23 protein-coding genes are annotated in these 19,927 nt (G+C 68.3%); 14 read left to right on the top strand and 9 right to left on the bottom strand.

From position 1 onward, the window contains the following. Positions 1–144: 144 nt before the first annotated feature. The 5 genes from ACZYYX_RS22100 to ACZYYX_RS22080 all read right to left on the bottom strand — a co-directional run bounded on the left by ACZYYX_RS22100 (position 145) and on the right by ACZYYX_RS22080 (position 5,129). Positions 145–762 carry a GntR family transcriptional regulator gene (locus tag ACZYYX_RS22100; RefSeq protein WP_463816766.1) on the bottom strand — a complete coding sequence of 206 codons (618 nt, stop codon included), beginning with the start codon at positions 760–762 and terminating at the stop codon, positions 145–147. Positions 763–856: 94 nt separating this feature from the next. After that, the gene (locus ACZYYX_RS22095; RefSeq protein ID WP_463816765.1) at positions 857–1,729 is read right to left on the bottom strand and encodes an SAM-dependent methyltransferase; all 873 of its coding nucleotides are present in this window, start codon (positions 1,727–1,729) and stop codon (positions 857–859) included. Beyond that, the gene (locus tag ACZYYX_RS22090; RefSeq protein WP_463816764.1) at positions 1,726–2,538 is read right to left on the bottom strand and encodes a mycofactocin-coupled SDR family oxidoreductase; all 813 of its coding nucleotides are present in this window, start codon (positions 2,536–2,538) and stop codon (positions 1,726–1,728) included. Before ACZYYX_RS22090 ends, ACZYYX_RS22095 begins: the two co-directional genes overlap by 4 nt. A gap of 2 nt (positions 2,539–2,540) precedes the next feature. Then, positions 2,541–2,855, bottom strand: coding sequence for a putative quinol monooxygenase (locus ACZYYX_RS22085; RefSeq protein ID WP_463816763.1), 315 nt, complete (start codon positions 2,853–2,855; stop codon positions 2,541–2,543). 69 nt (positions 2,856–2,924) lie between these two features. Further along, entirely contained in the window at positions 2,925–5,129 is a 2,205-nt protein-coding gene (locus ACZYYX_RS22080; protein ID WP_463816762.1) for a SulP family inorganic anion transporter, read from the bottom strand. Positions 5,130–5,215: 86 nt separating this feature from the next. On the opposite strand from ACZYYX_RS22080, the gene ACZYYX_RS22075 reads away from it, so the two are divergent. Then, positions 5,216–7,867 carry an FtsK/SpoIIIE family DNA translocase gene (locus ACZYYX_RS22075; RefSeq protein WP_463816761.1) on the top strand — a complete coding sequence of 884 codons (2,652 nt, stop codon included), beginning with the start codon at positions 5,216–5,218 and terminating at the stop codon, positions 7,865–7,867. Positions 7,868–7,948: 81 nt separating this feature from the next. On the opposite strand, the gene ACZYYX_RS22070 is transcribed toward ACZYYX_RS22075, so the two are convergent. Further along, positions 7,949–8,458 carry an amino-acid N-acetyltransferase gene (locus ACZYYX_RS22070; protein ID WP_463816760.1) on the bottom strand — a complete coding sequence of 170 codons (510 nt, stop codon included), beginning with the start codon at positions 8,456–8,458 and terminating at the stop codon, positions 7,949–7,951. Positions 8,459–8,500: 42 nt separating this feature from the next. Between ACZYYX_RS22070 and pgsA the strand changes: the two genes are divergently transcribed. The 5 genes from pgsA to pspM all read left to right on the top strand — a co-directional run bounded on the left by pgsA (position 8,501) and on the right by pspM (position 11,813). Next, on the top strand, positions 8,501–9,097 hold the full coding sequence (pgsA, locus tag ACZYYX_RS22065) for a CDP-diacylglycerol--glycerol-3-phosphate 3-phosphatidyltransferase (protein ID WP_463816759.1): 597 nt from the start codon (positions 8,501–8,503) through the stop codon (positions 9,095–9,097). After that, positions 9,075–9,593, top strand: a complete 519-nt coding sequence (locus ACZYYX_RS22060) for a CinA family protein (RefSeq protein ID WP_463816758.1) — start codon at positions 9,075–9,077, stop codon at positions 9,591–9,593. Before pgsA ends, ACZYYX_RS22060 begins: the two co-directional genes overlap by 23 nt. Before the next feature lie 122 nt (positions 9,594–9,715). Further along, complete coding sequence (clgR, locus tag ACZYYX_RS22055; RefSeq protein WP_463816757.1) at positions 9,716–10,036, top strand: transcriptional regulator ClgR; 321 nt, start codon at positions 9,716–9,718, stop codon at positions 10,034–10,036. Between the two features lie 121 nt (positions 10,037–10,157). Beyond that, positions 10,158–10,979, top strand: coding sequence for a phage shock protein PspA (pspA, locus tag ACZYYX_RS22050; protein WP_463816756.1), 822 nt, complete (start codon positions 10,158–10,160; stop codon positions 10,977–10,979). 18 nt (positions 10,980–10,997) lie between these two features. Beyond that, on the top strand, positions 10,998–11,813 hold the full coding sequence (gene pspM / locus ACZYYX_RS22045; protein ID WP_463816755.1) for a phage shock envelope stress response protein PspM: 816 nt from the start codon (positions 10,998–11,000) through the stop codon (positions 11,811–11,813). 4 nt (positions 11,814–11,817) lie between these two features. Here the strand turns inward: pspM and ACZYYX_RS22040 are convergent, their stop codons facing one another. Next, positions 11,818–12,264, bottom strand: a complete 447-nt coding sequence (locus ACZYYX_RS22040; RefSeq protein ID WP_463816754.1) for a limonene-1,2-epoxide hydrolase family protein — start codon at positions 12,262–12,264, stop codon at positions 11,818–11,820. A 43-nt stretch (positions 12,265–12,307) separates the two neighbouring features. On the opposite strand from ACZYYX_RS22040, the gene ACZYYX_RS22035 reads away from it, so the two are divergent. Both ACZYYX_RS22035 and ACZYYX_RS22030 read left to right on the top strand, forming a co-directional pair. Then, positions 12,308–13,480 (top strand): glycosyltransferase, encoded by a 1,173-nt coding sequence (locus ACZYYX_RS22035; protein ID WP_463816753.1) that lies wholly within the window; start codon positions 12,308–12,310, stop codon positions 13,478–13,480. Positions 13,481–13,489: 9 nt separating this feature from the next. Continuing rightward, positions 13,490–13,684: a DUF3046 domain-containing protein gene (locus tag ACZYYX_RS22030; protein WP_335331611.1), complete on the top strand. Its 195-nt coding sequence runs from the start codon at positions 13,490–13,492 to the stop codon at positions 13,682–13,684. 22 nt (positions 13,685–13,706) lie between these two features. On the opposite strand, the gene ACZYYX_RS22025 is transcribed toward ACZYYX_RS22030, so the two are convergent. Beyond that, a complete protein-coding gene (locus tag ACZYYX_RS22025; protein WP_463816752.1) occupies positions 13,707–14,597 on the bottom strand; it encodes an alpha/beta hydrolase in 891 nt (296 codons plus the stop codon). 171 nt (positions 14,598–14,768) lie between these two features. Here ACZYYX_RS22025 and recA point away from each other — a divergent pair, with 171 nt between their 5' ends. Both recA and recX read left to right on the top strand, forming a co-directional pair. After that, the gene (gene recA / locus ACZYYX_RS22020) at positions 14,769–15,812 is read left to right on the top strand and encodes a recombinase RecA (protein WP_463816751.1); all 1,044 of its coding nucleotides are present in this window, start codon (positions 14,769–14,771) and stop codon (positions 15,810–15,812) included. Next, positions 15,778–16,308, top strand: a complete 531-nt coding sequence (gene recX, locus ACZYYX_RS22015; protein WP_463816750.1) for a recombination regulator RecX — start codon at positions 15,778–15,780, stop codon at positions 16,306–16,308. Before recA ends, recX begins: the two co-directional genes overlap by 35 nt. Positions 16,309–16,317: 9 nt before the next feature. On the opposite strand, the gene ACZYYX_RS22010 is transcribed toward recX, so the two are convergent. After that, on the bottom strand, positions 16,318–17,352 hold the full coding sequence (locus tag ACZYYX_RS22010; RefSeq protein WP_463816749.1) for a GlxA family transcriptional regulator: 1,035 nt from the start codon (positions 17,350–17,352) through the stop codon (positions 16,318–16,320). Between the two features lie 377 nt (positions 17,353–17,729). Here ACZYYX_RS22010 and ACZYYX_RS22005 point away from each other — a divergent pair, with 377 nt between their 5' ends. Genes ACZYYX_RS22005 through ACZYYX_RS21990 form a run of 4 tightly spaced genes read left to right on the top strand, consistent with a single transcriptional unit; the run spans position 17,730 to position 19,916 of the window. Further along, positions 17,730–18,263, top strand: a complete 534-nt coding sequence (locus ACZYYX_RS22005) for a DUF1097 domain-containing protein (protein ID WP_463816748.1) — start codon at positions 17,730–17,732, stop codon at positions 18,261–18,263. Next, entirely contained in the window at positions 18,263–18,997 is a 735-nt protein-coding gene (gene nthB / locus ACZYYX_RS22000; RefSeq protein ID WP_463816747.1) for a nitrile hydratase subunit beta, read from the top strand. The genes ACZYYX_RS22005 and nthB overlap by 1 nt, the downstream gene beginning before the upstream one ends. Further along, positions 18,994–19,614 carry a nitrile hydratase subunit alpha gene (gene nthA / locus ACZYYX_RS21995; protein ID WP_463816746.1) on the top strand — a complete coding sequence of 207 codons (621 nt, stop codon included), beginning with the start codon at positions 18,994–18,996 and terminating at the stop codon, positions 19,612–19,614. Before nthB ends, nthA begins: the two co-directional genes overlap by 4 nt. After that, positions 19,611–19,916, top strand: coding sequence for a nitrile hydratase accessory protein (locus tag ACZYYX_RS21990; protein ID WP_463816745.1), 306 nt, complete (start codon positions 19,611–19,613; stop codon positions 19,914–19,916). Before nthA ends, ACZYYX_RS21990 begins: the two co-directional genes overlap by 4 nt. Positions 19,917–19,927: the final 11 nt, after the last annotated feature.

The following is a 19,927-nucleotide window of genomic DNA, read 5'->3' as shown; positions in this document are numbered from 1 at the left end:
TCGTCCCTGACTGAAGCCGTGCTGATCAGTTTGTATACGACAGATGTTACGTCACCATTTCTGAACAGGCCATATCGATTACAGCGAAGAAAACTCCGCTCGAATCGTAATACAATCCGACCTGTGCGCAGCGCCTGCGCCTGGCTACTCGTGGCTGAACTTCTCCGCGAAATACTGCTCGTCGCGGCGGAGATGCTCGTCCATCAGGTAGCCCGCCTGCACGATGGAGCCGTCCAGGATCGCCACGGCCAGCACTCGGTGGTCGCTGACCGATGTATGAGGGTTGTGGCCCAGACCCCACTGGACGCGACGGTTGATGTTGGCCAGCATCTCCTCGAGCTGCCGGTTTCCCGACGCTGCCGCCACCAACTGGTGGAACGGCGGTCCATCGGTCTGTGGTTCCTGGGAGCGCTCCTCGGCAATGGCGGCCAACTGGTCGGCAACCTCGCCTCCCTGGTTCCCCGCGGCCAACTGTGCCGACAGCACTTCGAGTCCGCGGCGAATCTGCAGCAGCTCGCGGCTGTCTTGGATCAGTGTCTCGGACACCGCCGCGCCGCGATAGCGCACGATGGTGACGAAGCCCTCGGACTGCAAGCGGCTCAGTGCCTCGCGCACCGGAACACGAGACACGCCGTAGCGCTTCGCGATTGCCTCTTCGACCAGACGCTCGCCCCCGACGAGACGCCCGGCCAGAATCTCCTCGCGCAACGCGTGAGCGATCGCATCGCCCGTCGATTCCACCCGCGCGACAGGCTCAGCCATCGCCGACTCCGCAGCTCATCTGCTCAACTGCCACAAGGCTCACCGCACGAAGGTACCCGGAAACACCGGCCCCGCAGTCGGAGTGGACGGCCGGTCAGCGCTGGGCGACCGCTGTCCACTCGATCGGGGACGCCGCCAGCGCGCGGCCGGTGGGGCGGATGTAGAGGTCGCGGTAGTAGCTGGGGCCCGCCTGCTCGACCAGCTGCCACCCCAGCTCGGCCAACCATTCGCCGACCTGTTCGGGGACCAACCCGGTGCGCCACACCGGACGTCGCCCGCAGAACCGCCGATGCAGAGACGCTGCGCCGTAGAGGTTGGTCCCGTCGAGGAAGTCCTGCCGTATGTAGCTGAACACGAGCCGACTGCCCGGACCCGCCGTCCCGAGCGCGGCGAACGTGGTGCGCACGGCATCGGGGGAGAGGTACTGGGTCACCCCTTCGACGATGAAGAACGTGCGCCGCGACGCGTCGTATCCGGCCGAGCGCAGTGCAGCGAGAAGGTCGTCGCTTTCGAGATCGGCGGCCACCAGGTGCACCGAGGCGGGCGTGCCGCCCAGCACTCGCTGCAGGACGGCGGCTTTGCGCTCGATGTTCACCGCCTGGTCGACCTCGTACACCGGCAGGTCGCTGTGCCGGGCGATGCGGCATCCGCGGGTGTCGAGGCCGGCGCCGAGGACGACGACGGCATCGGTTTCGTTGAGGGGATCGGAGAGTCGCTCGTCGATGAGCCGCTTACGGCACGCGATGCTCGACCACAGGCCCGGTCCACTGCGCTGCACGGCCGCCATCGCGGCATGGCGCACCGGCGCCACGCGAGTTGCCGCCGCCACCGCGCGCAGCCGAGCGGGCAGGAACGCCTCTGCCAGATCGTCGTCGACGAGCCGCCGCTGCGGCGGCTCGTTCTGCTCGATCGCCGAGAGCACCATCGGGCCGAACGCCGTCTGCGCGGCGGGATTGCCGCCGGTCATCGCTTGTTGACGAACCCGGCGTCGACGGGCAGCGCGACGCCGGTGACGTAACGCGCGGCATCGGAGACAAGCCAGTACACCGCGTTGGCGATGTCCTCGGCCTCCAGTGCCCGCACCGGCAGGGCGTTACCCATGTCCGGACCGTCCTCGCCGGCCAGGCCGTCGAGCCATGACTTGGTGAACTCGTTGTCGATCATCGGGGTGTTCACGCCGGCAGGATGGATCGAATTGACCCGAATGCTGTATGCGGCAAGGAAATTGGCGTATGCCCGCATCAGGCCCACCATGCCGTGCTTGGCCGCGGTGTAGCCGACTGCTCCCGCGATCGGCGCGCCGACACCGACGAGCCCGGCCACCGAACTGGTGAGCACGATCGAGCCGCCGTTGCCGTACTTGATCATCGGCTTCATCGCGACGTCGACAGTGTGATAGGCGCCGGTGAGGTTGACATCGATGACGTCCTGCCACGCCTGCGCTGCGGTCATCGGCGCGATACCGGCGTTGGCGACCACGATGTCGAGCCGCTCACCGAGGCGCTCGGTGCCCTCGCGCACGGCTGCCTTGAGCGCGTCGCGATCCCGGACGTCGGTCTCCGAGGCCACGATTTGCGCACCCGTCTTCTCGACGAGCGCCACCGTCTCCGCCAGATCGTCGGGGGTGGCCAGCGGATAGGGCACCGACTCGATCTGTGCGCACAGGTCGAGGGCGATGATGTCGGCGCCCGCCGAGGCGAGCTTCACCGCATGCGCCCGGCCCTGCCCGCGCGCGGCGCCGGTGATCAACGCGACCTTGCCGCTGAGTTCACCCATGGCTAGGGCCGAAGCTGTCCCTTGGCGGGGTCGCCGGCGACCACGGGCGCGAGCATCTTGATGTCGGGCGCGCCGTCGAGATGCTCGCCGATCGTGCCGAACAGGGTGCCGACCGCCGGCGCGGTGCCATGGGTCTTGAGTGCGTCCGCGTCGGCCCACTGCTCGACGAACACGAAGGTGCCGTCTGCCTCGTGCAGGGCGTACAGCTCGCAGCCCGGTTCGTCGTGCACGGCCTCGATCGCCTTCTTGCAGGCTTCGCGGACGGCGTCCACCGAATCGGGCTTGGCGGTCATGGTCGCGACGACGACGACAGGCATAGGTGACTCCTCTTCGAGCGTGAGTGAACAGGCCTCACCGTACTGTCTGGCGCCGACGGTGTCGTCGGGTCATGCCGGCTCGGCGGTCGCGGGCTCCGCCGTGGTGTCCATCGACCCCAACTCTGTGAACGCCTCGGCCGACACCGAGAACAGGCGGGCCGTCGAGAGATCGAGGAACAGGCCGATCACCGTGACGGTGCCGTCGGCGATGACCGGTCCGGCGACGGGATGGCTGCGTAGACGTTCCAGTTGGACGGCGACGTTGACCGCGCTGAGTGCGTCGGCCTCCTCGAATCCCGCGGCTCGGGCCGCCGCGGCCACCGGGTGACCCTCGTACAGCGCCGCCAGACTGGCATCGGCCTCCGTGAGCCACTGGCGGATCGACCCGACGCTGTCGCCGGTCAGCAGGTCGTGCATGGCCTCACAGCCCGAATGTCCGCACACGGCAATGGAGCTGACCTTGAGTGAACCGACCGCGTACTCCAGGGCAGACTCGACGGACAGACTGCCGTGGCTGACGGGCACGAGATTGCCGATGTTGCGTACGTTGAGCACTTCGCCCGGGCCGCCATCGACGATGAGGTTCGGCAGGATCCGGGCATCTGAACAGCTCAACAGCATCGAATGGGGTCGGTGTTCGCTGGCGAGCTGCCCGCGGATCAGCGGAGCGATGCCGTGCCGGAACCTGTGGATGCCGCCGGCCAATTGTGGCGGCCAGATCGATCGGAGGGCGGGAACGGTCCGACGCCCCTCGGTGCGTCGGCGCGGCGGCTCTGTGGTCGTCAGATCCATGCGGGCGGTGCCGGTTTCGGTGATCTGCACGTCGGCGCCGCTGGTGCGCTGCTGGCGAATCCACTCGCGCAGGGTCTCCACCGCGGCATGGTCGATGTAATCGACATTGAGATCGACGTGCACATCGGCCGCCGGCGGCACACTGTTCAGCGCGGCCGACAGCCGGGGGAGCGCCAGGAAGCTGCAGGAGCCGCTGATCGCGACCTGCCAGCGCGGACGCTCCCCGTCGAGAGTGTCGAGCGGGACCGCGTCGATGGTGACGCGAATGATGCGCCAGGCGGCGAAGCCGATGGCCAACGCGAGGCCGATCGCGACGCCCTCGAGCAGGTTGAGGAACACCACCGACGTCAGTGTGACGAGGTAGATCAGGAGTTCCCCGGTGCGCCGTGCGAGGTCGATGTGGGCGAGCTTGACCAGTTGGATACCGATGACGATGAGCAGCCCGGCCAGCGCGGCCAGCGGAATCATCTCGACGACGTTGACGAAGAAGACCGAGAACAACAGCAGCCAGACGCCGTGCAGGGCAGCCGACGCACGGGTCTTGGCACCCGCGCTGACGTTGGCGGTGCTGCGCACGATGACCCCGGTGACAGGCAGACCGCCGAGAAGGCCCGACGAGACGTTCGCGGTGCCCTGTCCGACCAGCTCACGGTTGAAGTCTGTGCCCGGGCCGGTGTGCATCTTGTCCACCGCGGAGGCGGAGAGCAAGCTCTCCACGCTGGCGATCAGCGCGACGGTGAGCACCGCGACGGTGACCGAAGTCCAGCTGCCTGTCGGTAGGGCCGGCAGCGCGATCGCATCGATCACGGAGCCGTCGAGCCGGATGCGGTCCACCGAGGGGAACCAGAGATAGGACACGACGGTGGCGGTCACCACGGCGACCAGCGCCCCGGGAACGGTGCGGGCGGCCTTGGGCAGGTATTTCCACCCCAGCATGAGTGCGATGACGATGAGGCCGATGGTCAAGGAGGCGACGTCGGGGGAACCCAGTTGGGCGGGCAGCTCGCTCAGGTTCTGCCAGGCGTTCGGGCGCGGACCCCCGCCGAGCAGGACGTGCACCTGCTGCAGTGCGATCGTGATACCGATGCCGGCCAGCATCGCGTGCACGACTATCGGTGCGATGGCGAGCGCGGCGCGCGCGATGCGGCTCAGGCCGAACAGGATCTGCAAGACCCCGGCGGCTGCGGTGATCGCGCAGGTGGCCTTCCACCCGAACGTCGCCACGAGCTCGGCCACCACGACGGTCAGACCGGCGGCCGGACCGCTGACCTGCAACGCGGAGCCGCCGGCCACCGCGCAGACGATGCCCCCGACGATCGCGGCGATCAGACCGGCGACCACGGGTGCGCCCGAGGCCACCGCGATGCCGATCGACAGCGGCAACGCCACCAGGAACACCACGAGCGACGCCGGGATGTCGTAGCGAAAGACGGTGTGTAACAGAGCTTTAACGTCGGATTGCGTGGCGCTTGTCGAGGTCACCGAATCCACGGTACCGACGGTTGCGGATTCCGTCGCCGCGAGATGGGGTGACAGGCGTTACGTTTGTGTGACTGCAGCTCACGGGAATGAATGAGGGCTACGGATTTCGTGGGCTCCATAGGGCGACCCGATACCAACCTGTGACCTGTGTGGCAGATGGTGTAACTGGGGCTTGTGCGACTAGGCTGAGAGTCATGGCGAGTAAGACCGCGTCCCGCGCTGGCGCCCGTTCGACCAGGTCGAAGCCCAGTTCTCGGGGCTCTGCGCGGTCATCGCGCCCGGCACCACCCAAGCGCAAGCCGGCACGCCGAGGCCCGTCGCCGGTGTCCGCTGCCGGAACCGCCGTGGGCCGGGGTGTACGCGCCGGATGGCTGATGCTCGCCAAAGGGGCGGGCGGCACCGCCCGCTCGGTCGGTCGCGCCCGAGACCTCGACCCCGGTCACCGCCGCGACGGCATCGCGCTCGGCCTGCTCGCGCTCGCGGTCGTGGTCGCTGCCAGCTCCTGGTTCGACGCGGCCCGTCCGGTCGGCGAGTGGATCGACACCTTCCTGCGGGTTCTCGTCGGCGACGCCGTCGTGCTGGTGCCCCTGGCGCTGGCGGTCCTCGGTGTCACGCTGATGCGCTCGGAGCCCGACCCCGAGTCGCGCCCCCGCTTCATCCTCGGCTCGGCGATGATCGCGCTGCCCGCACTCGGCCTGCTGCACCTGTGGTCGGGTGCGCCGCAGGACCCGGCGGCGCGCCAGCACGCGGCCGGCTTCATCGGCTTCGCGATCGGCGGCCCACTGGCCGACGGCCTGACGGCCTGGATCGCCGCGCCTCTGCTCGTGATCGGCGCGCTCTTCGGTGTTCTCCTGGTCACCGGGACCACCATCCGCGAAGTGCCCGCGACGCTGCATCACATGTTCTCCACGCGGTGGCGCGGCGAGGACGACGACTTCGACGAGGACGAGGAGTGGTACGACGACTCCGACGAGATCGACGACGTCGCTGAATCCCGACGGGCCGGCGTGGCCGACGACTTCTCCGACGGCTACTACGACGCCGACGTGTCCGTCGACGAGGAGGCCTGGCCGACGTCTCCGTCGTCGTCGTCGACCCAGCCGACCGTGCCGCTGACCAGGCCCGCGGGCACCCCGATGGACAATTACCCGCTCGACGAGGACGTGGCCGACCCGCCGCCTCCGGCGAAGACCCGCAAGAAGCAGCGCGCAGAGCCCGCGCTGAGCCTGGACCGCGTGGTCGACGGGCCCTATGCGCTGCCCTCGCTGGACCTGCTCATCGCCGGCGACCCGCCCAAGCGGCTGACCGCGGCGAACCAGCACATGACCGATGCGATCACCTCGGTGCTGGAGCAGTTCAAGGTCGACGCCGCGGTGACCGGTTGCACGCGCGGCCCGACGGTGACCCGCTACGAGGTCGAACTCGGGCCGGGCGTGAAGGTCGAGAAGATCACCGCGCTGCACCGCAACATCGCCTACGCCGTGGCCACCGAGAGTGTGCGCATGCTCGCGCCGATCCCCGGCAAGTCTGCCGTCGGCATCGAGGTGCCCAACACCGACCGTGAAATGGTGCGCCTGGCTGACGTGCTCACCGATCCGGTGGTGCGCTCGGATCACCACCCGCTGGTGATCGGCCTCGGCAAGGACATCGAGGGCGAGATGATCTCGGCCAACCTGGCCAAGATGCCGCACCTGCTGGTCGCGGGCTCCACCGGGTCCGGCAAGTCGAGCTTCGTCAACTCCATGCTGGTGTCGCTGCTCGCGCGGGCCACCCCCGACGAGGTCAGGATGATCCTGATCGACCCGAAGATGGTGGAACTGACGCCGTACGAGGGCATCCCGCACCTGATCACGCCGATCATCACCGAACCCAAGAAGGCTGCCGCCGCGCTGGCCTGGCTGGTCGAGGAGATGGAACAGCGCTACCAGGACATGCAGGCCTCCCGGGTGCGTCACATCGACGTGTTCAACGACAAGGTCCGCTCCGGGGAGATCACCGCCCCGCTCGGTAGCAATCGCGAATACAAGCCCTACCCCTACATCCTCGCGATCGTCGACGAGCTCGCCGATCTGATGATGACCGCGCCCCGCGACGTCGAGGACGCGATCGTGCGGATCACCCAGAAGGCCCGCGCTGCCGGCATCCATCTCGTTCTGGCCACCCAGCGGCCGTCCGTCGACGTCGTCACCGGTCTGATCAAGACCAACGTGCCGTCGCGGCTCGCGTTCGCCACGTCGTCGCTGACCGACAGTCGCGTCATCCTGGACCAGCCCGGCGCCGAGAAGCTGATCGGTATGGGCGACGGGCTCTTCCTGCCGATGGGCTCCAACAAGCCGATCCGACTGCAGGGCGCGTTCATCACCGACGAGGAGATCTCGGGCGTCGTCAACGCCACCAAGGATCAGGCCGAGCCGGAGTTCATCGAGGGTGTCACCGCGGTGAAGGCCGGCGAGCGCAAGGACGTCGACCCCGACATCGGCGACGACATGGACGTGTTCCTGCAGGCGGTCGAACTCGTGGTGTCGTCGCAGTTCGGCTCCACCTCGATGCTGCAGCGCAAACTGCGAGTCGGCTTCGCCAAGGCGGGCCGGCTCATGGACCTGATGGAAACGCGCGGGATCGTCGGGCCCTCCGAAGGATCCAAGGCGCGCGAGGTGCTGGTCAAGCCCGACGAACTGGCGGGCACACTGGCCCTGATCCGTGGGGGCAGTGACGCCGTCGGCGGGGACGCGGACTGAGTCCGGCCGCGGCGAGATCGACGAAAAGGCGCGCTTGTCTCGCACTTTCGCGCCCAAACGTCGGTTTGGGCGCGAAGGGGGTCAGAGCGTCAGCAGCATGCGGGTGTTGCCGAGAATGTTGGGCTTGACGTAGCTGAGGTCCAGGAACTCAGCCACACCTGTGTCGTAGGACCGGCACATCTCTTCGTAGACCTCCGCGGTCACCGGCGTGCCCTCGATCTCGCGGAATCCGTGCCTGCCGAAGAACTCGGTCTCGAAGGTCAGCACGAAGATCCGCTGCAGCCGCAACTCCGTGGCAACGGCCAGCAACTGATCGACGATCGCGTGCCCCACGCCGCGGCCCCGCACCTTCGGATGCACCGCCACCGTGCGCACCTCACCCAGATCGGACCACAGCACGTGCAGCGCACCGCACCCGATCACCTCACCCTCGGCTTCGGCCACCCAGAACTCCTGCACCGACTCGTACAGGGTCACCAGGTTCTTCTCGAGCAGGATGCGGCCCGCGTAGACGTCGACGAGAGCCTTGATGGCAGGCACGTCGGACGTCCTGGCCCGACGGACGACCACCTCACCAGGATCTGAGCTCACACGGGGAAGGGTATCGGTTCGGGCAACCAGTATTCTGTGTCGGTGCCGGGCCAACCACAGACCGATCCGGTGGTCCCGCGCGCTCGGGTGGCGAATCTGGCCAACGCGCTGACCGGTGTGCGACTGATCCTGGTCCCGGTGTTCCTGGCCTTTCTGTTCGTCGGGGACGGTCACGAAACATTCTGGCGGACAATGGCATTCACCGTGTTCACCGTGGCCGTCATCACCGACCGGCTCGACGGGGCCCTGGCTCGCAGCTACGGCATGGTGACCGAGTTCGGCACGCTGATCGACCCGCTGGCCGACAAAGCCCTCATCGGCGCAGCATTGATCGGGCTCTCGATGCTCGGCGACCTGCCGTGGTGGGTGACCGTGGTGATCCTGGCCCGTGAGCTCGGAGTGACGCTGCTGCGCCTGGTGGTGCTGCGGCACGGGGTGATCCCGGCCAGTCGCGGCGGCAAGTTGAAGACGTTGGTGCAGGCCGTCGCGATCGGGCTGTTCGTCCTGCCGCTGACCGGCGCATGGGCCACCGGTGCGTGGATCGTCATGCTCGCCGCCGTGGTGCTCACCATCCTGACCGGGGCCGACTATTTCATCTCGGCGGTGAGGGACTCTCGTGGCCGACCCGCTCGACAGTGATCCTTTCGAGAGCGACCCCCTCGACAGCGAGGACGCTCGCGCGCTGGTCGCCGATCTGACCGTGCGCGGCCAGACCGTGGCGACCGCGGAGTCGCTGACCGCCGGTCTGGTCGCGGCGACGCTCGCCGGAGTGCCCGGTGCGAGCGCGGTGCTGCGAGGCGGGCTCATCACCTACACCGTCGAGACCAAGATCGCGCTCGCCGGCGTCGCCCCCGAACTCCTCGCCGACGTCGGGCCGGTGGCCGAGCCCACCGCGCGGGCGATGGCAGTCGGCGCCAAGCAGCGCTGCGGCGCCACCTGGGGGGTGGGGCTGACCGGGGTCGCGGGCCCCCAACCGCACGGCGGCCATCCGGTCGGCACCGTGTTCGTCGGGCTCGCCGGACCCGTCGACACCCAGGTGCTCGCCCTGCACCTCGGCGGCACACGCTGGCAGATCCGCCTCGCCGCGGTGCACGCCGCCCTGCGCCGGCTGCGCATCCTCATCGAGAACCAATGATGCCGAGAACCGATCAGCAGGAGTCCCGGGAACCATCCGGGGTCCGTCGTGCGTTGGGTCGAATAGCACGCCACCATGGTGTTGCGGGTATTGCGGCCGACTGCTGAGGTGAGGAGAGCGCGATGACGACACTGCTGCGCGAAGTGATCGGCGACGTGTTGCGGCGCGTGCGGGTCGAGCAGGGTCGGACCCTGCGTGAAGTCTCCGACACCGCACGGGTCAGCCTGGGCTACCTCTCCGAGGTGGAACGCGGCCGCAAGGAGGCCTCCAGCGAACTGCTCAGCGCCATCTGCGGAGCTCTCGACGTCCCGCTGTCGCGGGTGTTGTCCGAAGCCGGCGACGACATGGCGCTCGAAGAGGCTCGCACCGAGGTGAACACGTCGCGTATCGACGCCAGCACCAAGGTCGTCATCCCGCAGGTCGTGTCGATGGCGGTCGCCTGATCCCCACAGGGGTGTGGCGAGATGTGCAGAACCGATAAGTTGGGTACCTGCGATGACAGGCGACCCGCGTCGGTGACCCTGTTCCACTGACCCGAGACTTCGAGAAGGCGGAAACGTTCTCATGGCCAACCCGTTCAGCAAGGCGTGGAAGTACCTGATGGCGCTGTTCAGCTCCAAGGTCGACGAGTACGCCGACCCCAAGGTGCAGATCCAGCAGGCCATCGAGGAGGCGCAGCGTCAGCACCAGGCGCTGACCCAGCAGGCGGCCCAGGTGATCGGCAACCAGCGCCAGCTGGAGATGCGGCTCAACCGCCAGCTCGCCGACATCGAGAAGCTCCAGGTCAACGTGCGCCAGGCCCTCACGCTCGCCGATCAGGCCGTTGCCTCCGGGGACGCCGCCAAGGCCACCGAGTACAACAACGCGGCCGAGGCGTTCGCGGCACAGCTGGTGACCGCTGAGCAGAGCGTCGAGGACCTCAAGGGTCTGCACGATCAGGCGCTGCAGGCGGCGGGGCAGGCCAAGAAGGCCGTCGAGCAGAACGCGATGGTGCTGCAGCAGAAGATCGCCGAGCGCACGAAGCTGCTCAGCCAGCTCGAGCAGGCAAAGATGCAGGAGCAGGTCAGCGCGTCACTTCGGTCGATGAGCGAGATCGCCGCCCCCGGGTCCACCCCGAGCCTGGACGAGGTGCGCGACAAGATCGAACGCCGCTACGCCAACGCGATGGGGGCGGCGGAGCTGGCCCAGAACTCGGTGCAGGGCCGCATGATGGAGGTCCAGCAGGCCAGCGTTCAGATGGCGGGCCATTCGCGGCTCGAGCAGATCCGGGCGTCCATGCGCGGTGAGCAGCTGCCCGCCGGTTCCGCCCAGGCCCCTGCGACCCCCACCCAGACCCCGGCCACCCCGGCCGCCAACCCGACACCGGAAAATCCGCTGTCGCAATAACATTCACGGGAGCATGTGGTGAGCACTCGGACCCGACGACCCGACGCCTGGCGTTCGCTGGCCCAGCGCGGCATCGACACCGCCGCGGAGTGGTCGGGCACGCTCGCCGACAAGCTGAACGCTGCCGCGGACCCGCGCGCCAAGCTGCTGCGGAAACGGCGCTGGGCGCTGCGCCTCGGCGTGTTCTTCGCGCTGTCGTCGGTGTTCTGGGTGGGTGTGACCGCGTTGCTCGCCTCGTGGAACACCCCGGTGTGGGCGCTGTTCATCCCCTCGCCGATTGCCGTCGGCGCCGCGTTCCTGGCCACCCTGGCGTTCCTGCGGTACCGCTGGCTGCGCGCTGAGCCGTTGCCCCCGGCCCGCAGCGGGGCTTCGCGACGGTTGCCGCCGTGGGGTTCGGCCGCCCGGGCCCCGATGGCGGCGCTGACGTCGTCCGAACGTGGGCTCGTGTCCCTGCTCGGGGTGATGGAACGCGGTCGTCTGCTGCCCGAGGCAGAGCTGCGCGAGTTGCGCGCCGCCGCCGAGCGAACGGCGGCCACGATGTCCGCGACGGCCGCCGAGGTGGTGTCGATGGAGCGCACGGTCAGCTCGGCCCCGCAGGCGCGTCCGCACCTTGCGCCCACGATCGCGGCGTTCTCCGCACAGCTCGACCGCGGCGCCCGCCAGTACAGCGACATGGTCTCGGCGGCAGCGCAATTGGTCTCGGCCGCCAACTCGGGTTCGATGTCGAGCTCGCCGATGGTGCAAAGGCGCTACCGCGACGAGCTCACCTCGGCCACCGATCGGCTGACCGGATGGGCGCAGGCGTTCGACGAGCTGGGCCGGCTGCGGGCGTGAAAGCCTAGAAGCGGGGTCGTAGCGCCGGGATGACCAGTCCGGCGAGGGCTTTGAGCGGCGCCTTCACCATGACGTCGACGATGTCGAAGTAGTCCCGCCACAGCGTGATCTGTCCGTCGCGGATCTCGAATGCCCCGCACACCCAGAACTGCAGCCGTAGCGGGCCCAGGATGATCGCGTCGGTTCGTTCGGTCAGGACGGTGCCGCCCTCTGCGGCCACGCGGTGAAAGGCCACCGCGAAGCCCACCTTGCCTTCGCCGCGCCGCAACAAGCCCATGATGCGCGCGCGCCCCCGGATGGACGGCAGCCCCACGTTCTGCCATACCAGATCCGGGGCGGCCAGCGATTCGACGGTGTCGAAGTCCTCGTCCTGTAGGGCTACCAGGAACTTCTGCACCAGCGCGGCGTTGTCGGTGATCGGCAACAGGGTGGGGCGGGCGTCGTCGGTCATACCGATCGACCCTAACGGCAGGTGCTGTGGCAGGGTAGCCCGCATGCGTGTCGCGGTGGTTGCCGGACCGGACCCCGGCCACGCGTTCCCCGCCATCGCCCTGTGTCAGCGTTTCCTCGCCGCCGGCGACGAGCCGACGCTGCTGACCGGCACCCGGTGGCTGGACACGGCGCGGGGGGAGGGGATCGACGCCGTCGAACTCGACGGGCTTCGGGTCATGGCCGGTGACGACGACTCCGACGCGGGCGCGAAGATCCACGAGCGCGCGGCGCGGATGGCGGTGCTCAACACCGACCGCATCGACGCGCTGAATCCCGATGTGGTGGTGTCGGATTCGATCACCACGTGCGGGGGCCTGGTCGCCGACCTGATCGGGGTGCCGTGGATCGAGCTGAACACCCACCCCTTGTACCGGCCGTCGACAGGCCTGCCGCCGCTGGGCAGTGGGCTGGCCCCGGGTGTGGGGCTGCGGGGCCGGGCGCGGGATGCGATGCTGCGGGCGCTGAGTGCACGATCCTGGCGGGCCGGCCTGCGCCAGCGCGCCGCTGTGCGCGTCGAGATCGGACTGCCCGCCGCCGACCCGGGCCCTCTGCGCCGCCTGATCGCCACGCTGCCCGCGCTGGAGGTGCCGCGCCCCGACTGGCCCGCCGAGGCCGTCGTCGTCGGCCCCCTGCACTACGAGCCGACCACGGCGGTGCTGGACCTGCCACCCGGGGACGGACCCGTGGTGATGGTGGCGCCGTCGACGGCGAGCACCGGGGCGGTCGCGCTCGCCGATCTGGCGCTGCAGACACTGATTCCGGGGCAGGTGTTGCCCAAGGGCGCACGTGTTGCCGTGTCACAGCTGCAGGGGCCCGACGGCGAGGTGCCGCCATGGGCCGTGGTGGGACTTGGTCGTCAGGACGAGCTGCTGTCCCGGGCGGATCTGCTGGTGTGCGGGGCCGGGCACGGCATCGTGTCCAAGGCGCTGCTCGCCGGTGTGCCGATGGTTGTGGTGCCCGGCGGTGGCGACCAGTGGGAAATCGCCAATCGCCTTGTGCGCCAAGGTAGTGCAGAACTGGTCCGACCGCCGAACGCCGGAACCCTGGGCGCGGCCACCGCGACGGTACTGGGCTCGCCCCGTTACCGTGACGCCGCGCGACGCGCCGGCGCCACCGCCGGTGCGGTCGCCGACCCGATCGGAGTCTGTCACGACGCACTGCGGGCCTCCGCGTAGGTTGGCCGTGTGCGGCTGACGGAATTCCGAGAGCTGGTCGAGCGGCAGTTCGGGGCGGTGCGGGCGTCGTCGATGCTGGTGGACCACGTACTGATGACGCTGGGTGGGCGGACCGCCGCCCAGGCCATCGAGGACGGTGTCGAACCCCGCGACGTGTGGCGGGCGCTGTGCGCGGATTTCGACGTGCCGCGCGAGCAGTGGTGAGCCACCCCCTACTACACCGGGGCTACACCTGGGCGCTGGCGAACACTCTCTGCAGGAACGCGACCTGGTCGGCCTTGACCTGGGGGTCGTGATAGATGTCGAAATGGCCGTACGGATAGTGCCGTAGTTCCCCTCGGGGGGCGCGCCCAGCGGCCTTCACGGTCGGGCCGGGCGGGGTGACCTTGTCGTCGTCGCAGACGCAGATCAGCAGCGGCATGGCCAGCCGGGCGGTCGCGGAGCGGGGCCGGTAGAACGGGAACCGCAGCATCAGGCGTGCTGCCAATTCATTGCGCCACAACGAATTCGGGCCCTGGATCGCTTCCAGGCCCGGTTTGGCGTCCGGTGACGTCATCGCGGCGACCTCGCCGGGATCGCCGACCGCGGGCAGCATCACCGGCTGTGCGTTGCGCCAGGCGCGTAGTTGGTCGCGGACCGCGGCCAGCATGACCGCGGGGACGATTCGGGTGGGCACGGCGAGCATCGAGGCCACTGCATCGGTGAACGGGGCCTGGGAGATGACGGCGGCCAGTCGGGGGTCGTCGGCGGCGACCGCGAGGACGTGGCCTCCGCTGTAGGACGACCCCCAGGCCACGATGCGGTCGGGGTCGACGCCGGGGAGACTGCGCGCCCAGGCGATGACGGTGCGGTAGTCCTGCTGCTGGCCGCCGATGTCGATCAGTTGCCGCGGCTCGCCGGTGGAGGCGCCGAAGTGCCGGTAGTCGAACAGCACCACGGTGTGACCGGCGGCGCAGAACGCCTCGGCGTAGCCGGGCAGGGCGTCGTCCCGGGTGCCCGACAGGCCATGGGCCATCACGATGCATGCGGTGGGGTCCTGCGTGGGGTCCGGGGTGTAGAGATAGGCGGCGAGCTGCTCGGCACCGGCCGGGATGCGCACGTCCTGTGGGGTGGTCATGGGCGGAAACGCTAGTACGTCGGCGTGTCCGCTTGAATCGAACAGGTGTTCGTCTACTGTGGGTGTAGTTCGACCGCAGTCATCGGAACACACTTGTCGGTGGTCTCGCCTAGCGTCACGGCCAACCGACCGAGAACCGGTCAACAACGACTACTCAGAAGAGGTATCACCATGGCTCCGCAGGCACCTGATCGCGAAAAGGCCCTCGAACTCGCGCTCGCGCAGATCGACAAGAACTTCGGCAAGGGCTCGGTGATGCGGCTGGGCGACGAGGTCCGCCAGCCGATCTCGGTCATCCCGACAGGCTCCATCGCCCTGGATGTCGCGCTCGGCATCGGTGGACTGCCCCGTGGCCGCGTCGTCGAGATCTACGGCCCGGAGTCCTCCGGTAAGACCACGGTGGCCCTGCACGCCGTCGCGAATGCGCAGGCCGCCGGCGGCATCGCCGCGTTCATCGACGCCGAGCACGCACTGGACCCGGACTACGCCAAGAAGCTCGGCGTGGACACCGACGCCCTACTGGTCAGCCAGCCCGACACCGGTGAGCAGGCGCTGGAGATCGCCGACATGCTGGTGCGGTCCGGCGCCATCGACCTCATCGTCATCGACTCGGTGGCCGCCCTGGTGCCGCGCGCCGAGATCGAGGGTGAGATGGGGGACAGCCACGTCGGTCTGCAGGCCCGCCTGATGAGCCAGGCCCTGCGCAAGATGACCGGTGCGCTGAACAACTCGGGCACCACCGCGATCTTCATCAACCAGCTCCGCGAGAAGATCGGCGTGATGTTCGGCTCGCCCGAGACCACCACGGGCGGTAAGGCACTGAAGTTCTACGCCTCGGTGCGCCTGGACGTCCGCCGGATCGAGACTCTCAAAGACGGCACCGATGCGGTGGGCAACCGCACCCGGGTCAAGGTCGTGAAGAACAAGGTCTCGCCGCCGTTCAAGCAGGCCGAGTTCGACATCCTCTACGGCAAGGGCATCAGCAAGGAAGGGTCGCTCATCGACATGGGCGTCGAACACGGCTTCATCCGCAAGTCCGGCTCCTGGTTCACCTACGAGGGGGAGCAGCTGGGGCAGGGCAAGGAGAACGCCCGCAACTTCCTGCTCGAAAACGCCGACACCGCCAACGAGATCGAGAAGAAGATCAAGGAGAAGCTCGGTATCGGCGCCGTCATGACGGATGACGATGTCCTCCCCGCTCCCGTCGACTTCTGATCGTGCCGAGCAGGCGCGGGCCCTGTGCCTGCGCCTGCTCACCACACGGGCACGTACCCGTGCCGAGTTGGAGACGCAGCTGGCCAAGCGCGGCTATCCCGAGGACGTCGGTGCTGCGGTGCTCGATCGGCTCACCCAGGTCGGCCTGATCGACGACGAGGACTTCGCCGAACAGTGGGTGCGGTCACGGCGGATGCATGCGGGAAAAGGCAAGCGCGCGTTGGCTGCCGAGCTCCGTAACAAGGGCGTCGACAACGAGGTGATCAGCGCGGCGCTGTCCGGCATCGACGCGGATGCTGAACGGACCCGCGCCGAGCAGTTGGTCCGCGACCGGCTGCGTCGGGAGAAGCTCGGCGATCCGGGGGACCGGGATGCCGAGAACAAGGTGGCACGTCGCCTGGTCGGAATGCTGGCACGGCGCGGCTACAGCCAGACGATGGCACTCGAGGTCGTCACCACGGAATTGGCCAACGAACGCGAGCGTCGACGGGTCTAGCGGCTCGCGCTACAGCGGCTGCTGAATACCCGTGGTGCGAAATCGGCTGCGGTACATGCTCGGCGTGACCCCGAGAGCCCGGCGAAAAGTCCGCCGCATGGTGTCGGCGGAACCGAATCCGGCTCGGCGCGCCACTGCCTCTTGGCCGTGGTCGCCGGTGGCCAACAGGACTTTGGCCGCCTCCAGACGAGCCTGCTCGACAAAGCGCGCCGGTGTCATGCCGACGTGGACGCGGAACATGCGCACCAGATGCCGTTCGCTGACCGCGGCGCGATCGGCCAGCGCCGCGATCGAATGGTCGTCGGCCGGGTCGGTGATGATCGCGTCGAGAATGGTGCGCAGCCCGCTGGACACGGCAGGAGCGGACTCGGTCCACACGCTGAACTGAGCCTGACCGCCGGGACGCTGCAGGAAGACCACCATCCATCGCGCCACCCGCCGGGCCACGTCCGGGCCGTAGTCGCTTTCCACCAAGGCGAGTGCGAGATCGATGCCGGCGCTGATGCCGGCCCCGGTGATGAAACGCCCGTCCTGGACGAACAGGGAATCGGGGACGACCTCGACCTCCGGGTACACCCTCGCGAGGTGGCGGCAGTGCGCCCAATGAGTGGTCGCGCGGCGGCCGTCGAGCAATCCGAGCGCGGCCAGCACGAAGGCGCCGGTGCAGACCGACGCGACACGACGCGCCCGGGGCGCCAGGACATCGACCATGTCCAGCGCGGCAGGTACGTCATCGGGCGTTCGTTCCTCGGGGATGTCGTGCTCGCCAGGCGTGAAGGTGAAATCCGGCGGCACCCCGCCCGGCACGATCAACGTGTCGAACCGCGCGGGCACCTCGCTCAGCGCTCGGTGCACCTTGAGTGCAACAAACGATGTGGTCTCCACCGCAGCGCCCGTCGGGGAGGCGAGGATGACCTCGTAGTCGGCTCCGAAGTCGTTGGCGCGCGCGAAGATCTCCAACGGGGCCGCGACGTCCTGCAACGTCACCTTGTCGTACAGGGCGAACACGATCGTCTTGGGTGCCTTGGACCGTCGGGTGTGCATGGTGCGTGCCTGGGTCAGTCGCGCTGACCGCGCTGCCCTGCTGTCCTCGGCCACCGGCTGTGCCCCTTCGTCGCCCCCTGCGCGCTGATTGTGGTCGTCGTGCCGCCGCGTTCGCTCAGGACTGCAGAAAGGAATGACGCTAACGCGCAGCTGTTACAGCGGCATTGCCGATCGTCGCGGCCTGCGGTGACGCGCACGCCGACGCGGGTGATCCGCGGCGTCGGCGGTGGTGTCGAGTCCGGAACTGCGGGGATCGTGTCCGCTCCGGACGGCTGGTGACACACGCGATTTACGCACGCGAAACCTGTTGCCGTGAGGCTCTTTTTGACGGTACGCGTTCCACCCGGCACGCGGTCATCTGTGGCGAAGGTGAGCTCATGGATTCTCGAACGGCCTTGACGCTGAGCATCGGTGTCCTCGGCGGAGTCGCGGTCGCGCTGACCGCCGAGGTCATCACCGTGCCCATCTGGGTGGTGTTCCTGGCGTGGGCATCGTTCTTCTTCGTCGGCGGAGGCCCCACCGGATGGGTGCGCTCGGTCGCGTCGAACCTCACCGGCGTCGTCATCGCCTCGGCCAGCTTGTTCGCCGCGTACCTGCTCGGCGGCAGCCTGCTCGCGGTCGCGGTGGCCGTCGGCGTGGGCAGCGCGCTGATGGTCCAGGCGTCGTGGGTCGGGTTGTTGTCCACCACGCCGGCCGTCGTGGTCGGTTTCGCCTCGACCGTGTCGACCGTCGCGGGCACAGGGAACGACGTCACCGTCACCACGATCTCCCACCCCGGCCTCGTCGCGGCTGTCGCCTGCGTGCTCGGAGCGTCGTTCGGCCTTCTGTCGGAATACCTGGCGACCGCGATGACCACGAAGTCGGCCACCGCACCTGATGGAACCCCTGCCACGAAAGGAAACCCGGCCTGATGAAGCTGCAGCACTATCTCGGTGGACTGGAAGGTTTGCCGTCGCCATTGGCGCTCGAGAAACGCGTGTTCGTCGAGGAGTGGGAGAAGCGCATCTTCGGCATCCACGTCGCGATGATGGGACTGTCGAACCACCTGGGCTCCGCTGTGCCGGGCTATCCCATCGACGCGGTGCCGACCACTTTCGCCGACGAATGGACCTGGGCGGACCTGCGGACCGGGGCCGAGGGAATGAATCCCTTCGACTACTTCAAGTTCCGCTACTACGAGAAGTGGCTCGGTGGCATCACCGCGTTCTTCGTCGACAAGGGGTACGTGACCGAAGAGGAACTCGCGGCGCGCATCGCCGAGACCTCGTCGACCGCACCGGCGGCCGAGAGCCCGGAGATCGACGAGCAGGTGATCGCCTACCTGCGGTCCGGTGACACGCCGCGGCGTGACAGCGCGCACCCGGCATTCGCCGTGGGCGACACGGTGCGGATCGCCAATCCGCGCTCCGATGCGCACAGCCGACTTCCGGGATACCTGCGCGGCCGGGTCGGAACCGTGGAACGCATCTTCGAAGGCGACTACGCCTACTTCTGCCAGACCGGCGACGGCATCGGTGATCCGATGCCGATCTACATCGTCGCCTTCGATCCCGCCGAGATCTGGGGCGCCCGAGCTGAATCGGGTCCGCTGTCGTTGTATGCCGAACTGTTCGAGGCCTATCTGGAACCGATGGAGGAGTCATGACCGATCAATTCGCCTACCCGCCCGACCGGGAAGAGGCCAGCGCCAAGAAGGCTGCCGCACTGGAAGCGCTGCTGATCGAAAAGGGCGTCATCACCCCGCAGACGGTCGACAAGGTCCTCGCCTACTTCGAGACCGAGATGACCCCGCTCAACGGCAAGAAGATCGTGGTGAAAGCTTGGACCGACCCGGTGTTCGCCGAGAAGGTGGTCACCGACACCCCCGCCGCGATCGCGGAGCTCGATCTGCCCGACGGCATGGCGGGAGCGGAGGGTGAACATCTGCAGGCGGTGGCCAACACAGCTGGCGTCCACAATCTGGTGATCTGCACCCTGTGCTCGTGCTTTCCGTGGCCAGTGCTGGGTCTGCCGCCCTACTGGTACAAGGATCCGACGTTTCGGGCCCGCGCCGCCCGCGAACCGCGTGCAGTACTGGCCGAGGTGGGCGTCGACCTGCCGGCAGAGACCGAGATCAAGGTCTGGGATTCCAGCGGGCATTCGCGGTGGTTCGTGATCCCCGAAAGGCCCTCCGGCACCCAAGATTTTACCGACGAGATGCTGATGGACCTGGTCACCACAGAGTCCATGATCGGCGTGGCGCTGGCGGGGTCGGCCCGATGAAGCTGCATGACACCTGCACCACCGATCAGGCGGCGCCGCAGTTCGACCATGACTGGCAGCGCCGCGCGTTCGGTCTGGCGCTCGCCCTGTCGGAGTTCCGGCACTACCCGTGGAGTGAATTCCAGGAGACCCTGATCGCGACGATCGGGGAGTGGGAGGGCACGCCGGAATCCGAACGCGGACAGTGGGAGTACTACGACCACTGGGTGGCCACCCTGGAGAAGCTCGTCGACCGCCACGAACTGCTGACCGCCCCCGTGCACACCGACGACGGCAATCACGCTGTCGCCCACGACCACTGAAGAGAGAACGG

Source organism: Mycobacterium sp. IDUB_1, from assembly GCF_055419625.1.
Note: the sequence above shows the minus strand (reverse complement) of the source record. Positions and strands in the feature narration are given on the sequence as shown.

Bases quoted from the DNA above. Each gene is read 5' to 3' on its own strand.
- pspA (WP_463816756.1), top strand. From the start codon at position 10,158: ATGGCCAACCCGTTCAGCAAGGCGTGGAAGTACCTGATGGCGCTGTTC.
- ACZYYX_RS22010 (WP_463816749.1), bottom strand. From the start codon at position 17,352: ATGCACACCCGACGGTCCAAGGCACCCAAGACGATCGTGTTCGCCCTG.
- ACZYYX_RS21990 (WP_463816745.1), top strand. From the start codon at position 19,611: ATGAAGCTGCATGACACCTGCACCACCGATCAGGCGGCGCCGCAGTTC.
- ACZYYX_RS22075 (WP_463816761.1), top strand. From the start codon at position 5,216: ATGAATGAGGGCTACGGATTTCGTGGGCTCCATAGGGCGACCCGATAC.
- ACZYYX_RS22040 (WP_463816754.1), bottom strand. From the start codon at position 12,264: ATGACCGACGACGCCCGCCCCACCCTGTTGCCGATCACCGACAACGCC.
- recX (WP_463816750.1), top strand. From the start codon at position 15,778: ATGACGATGTCCTCCCCGCTCCCGTCGACTTCTGATCGTGCCGAGCAG.
- nthA (WP_463816746.1), top strand. From the start codon at position 18,994: ATGACCGATCAATTCGCCTACCCGCCCGACCGGGAAGAGGCCAGCGCC.
- clgR (WP_463816757.1), top strand. From the start codon at position 9,716: ATGACGACACTGCTGCGCGAAGTGATCGGCGACGTGTTGCGGCGCGTG.
- ACZYYX_RS22095 (WP_463816765.1), bottom strand. From the start codon at position 1,729: ATGACCGGCGGCAATCCCGCCGCGCAGACGGCGTTCGGCCCGATGGTG.
- nthB (WP_463816747.1), top strand. From the start codon at position 18,263: ATGAAGCTGCAGCACTATCTCGGTGGACTGGAAGGTTTGCCGTCGCCA.
- ACZYYX_RS22035 (WP_463816753.1), top strand. From the start codon at position 12,308: ATGCGTGTCGCGGTGGTTGCCGGACCGGACCCCGGCCACGCGTTCCCC.
- ACZYYX_RS22085 (WP_463816763.1), bottom strand. From the start codon at position 2,855: ATGCCTGTCGTCGTCGTCGCGACCATGACCGCCAAGCCCGATTCGGTG.
- ACZYYX_RS22005 (WP_463816748.1), top strand. From the start codon at position 17,730: ATGGATTCTCGAACGGCCTTGACGCTGAGCATCGGTGTCCTCGGCGGA.
- ACZYYX_RS22090 (WP_463816764.1), bottom strand. From the start codon at position 2,538: ATGGGTGAACTCAGCGGCAAGGTCGCGTTGATCACCGGCGCCGCGCGC.
- recA (WP_463816751.1), top strand. From the start codon at position 14,769: ATGGCTCCGCAGGCACCTGATCGCGAAAAGGCCCTCGAACTCGCGCTC.
- ACZYYX_RS22025 (WP_463816752.1), bottom strand. From the start codon at position 14,597: ATGACCACCCCACAGGACGTGCGCATCCCGGCCGGTGCCGAGCAGCTC.
- ACZYYX_RS22100 (WP_463816766.1), bottom strand. From the start codon at position 762: ATGGCTGAGCCTGTCGCGCGGGTGGAATCGACGGGCGATGCGATCGCT.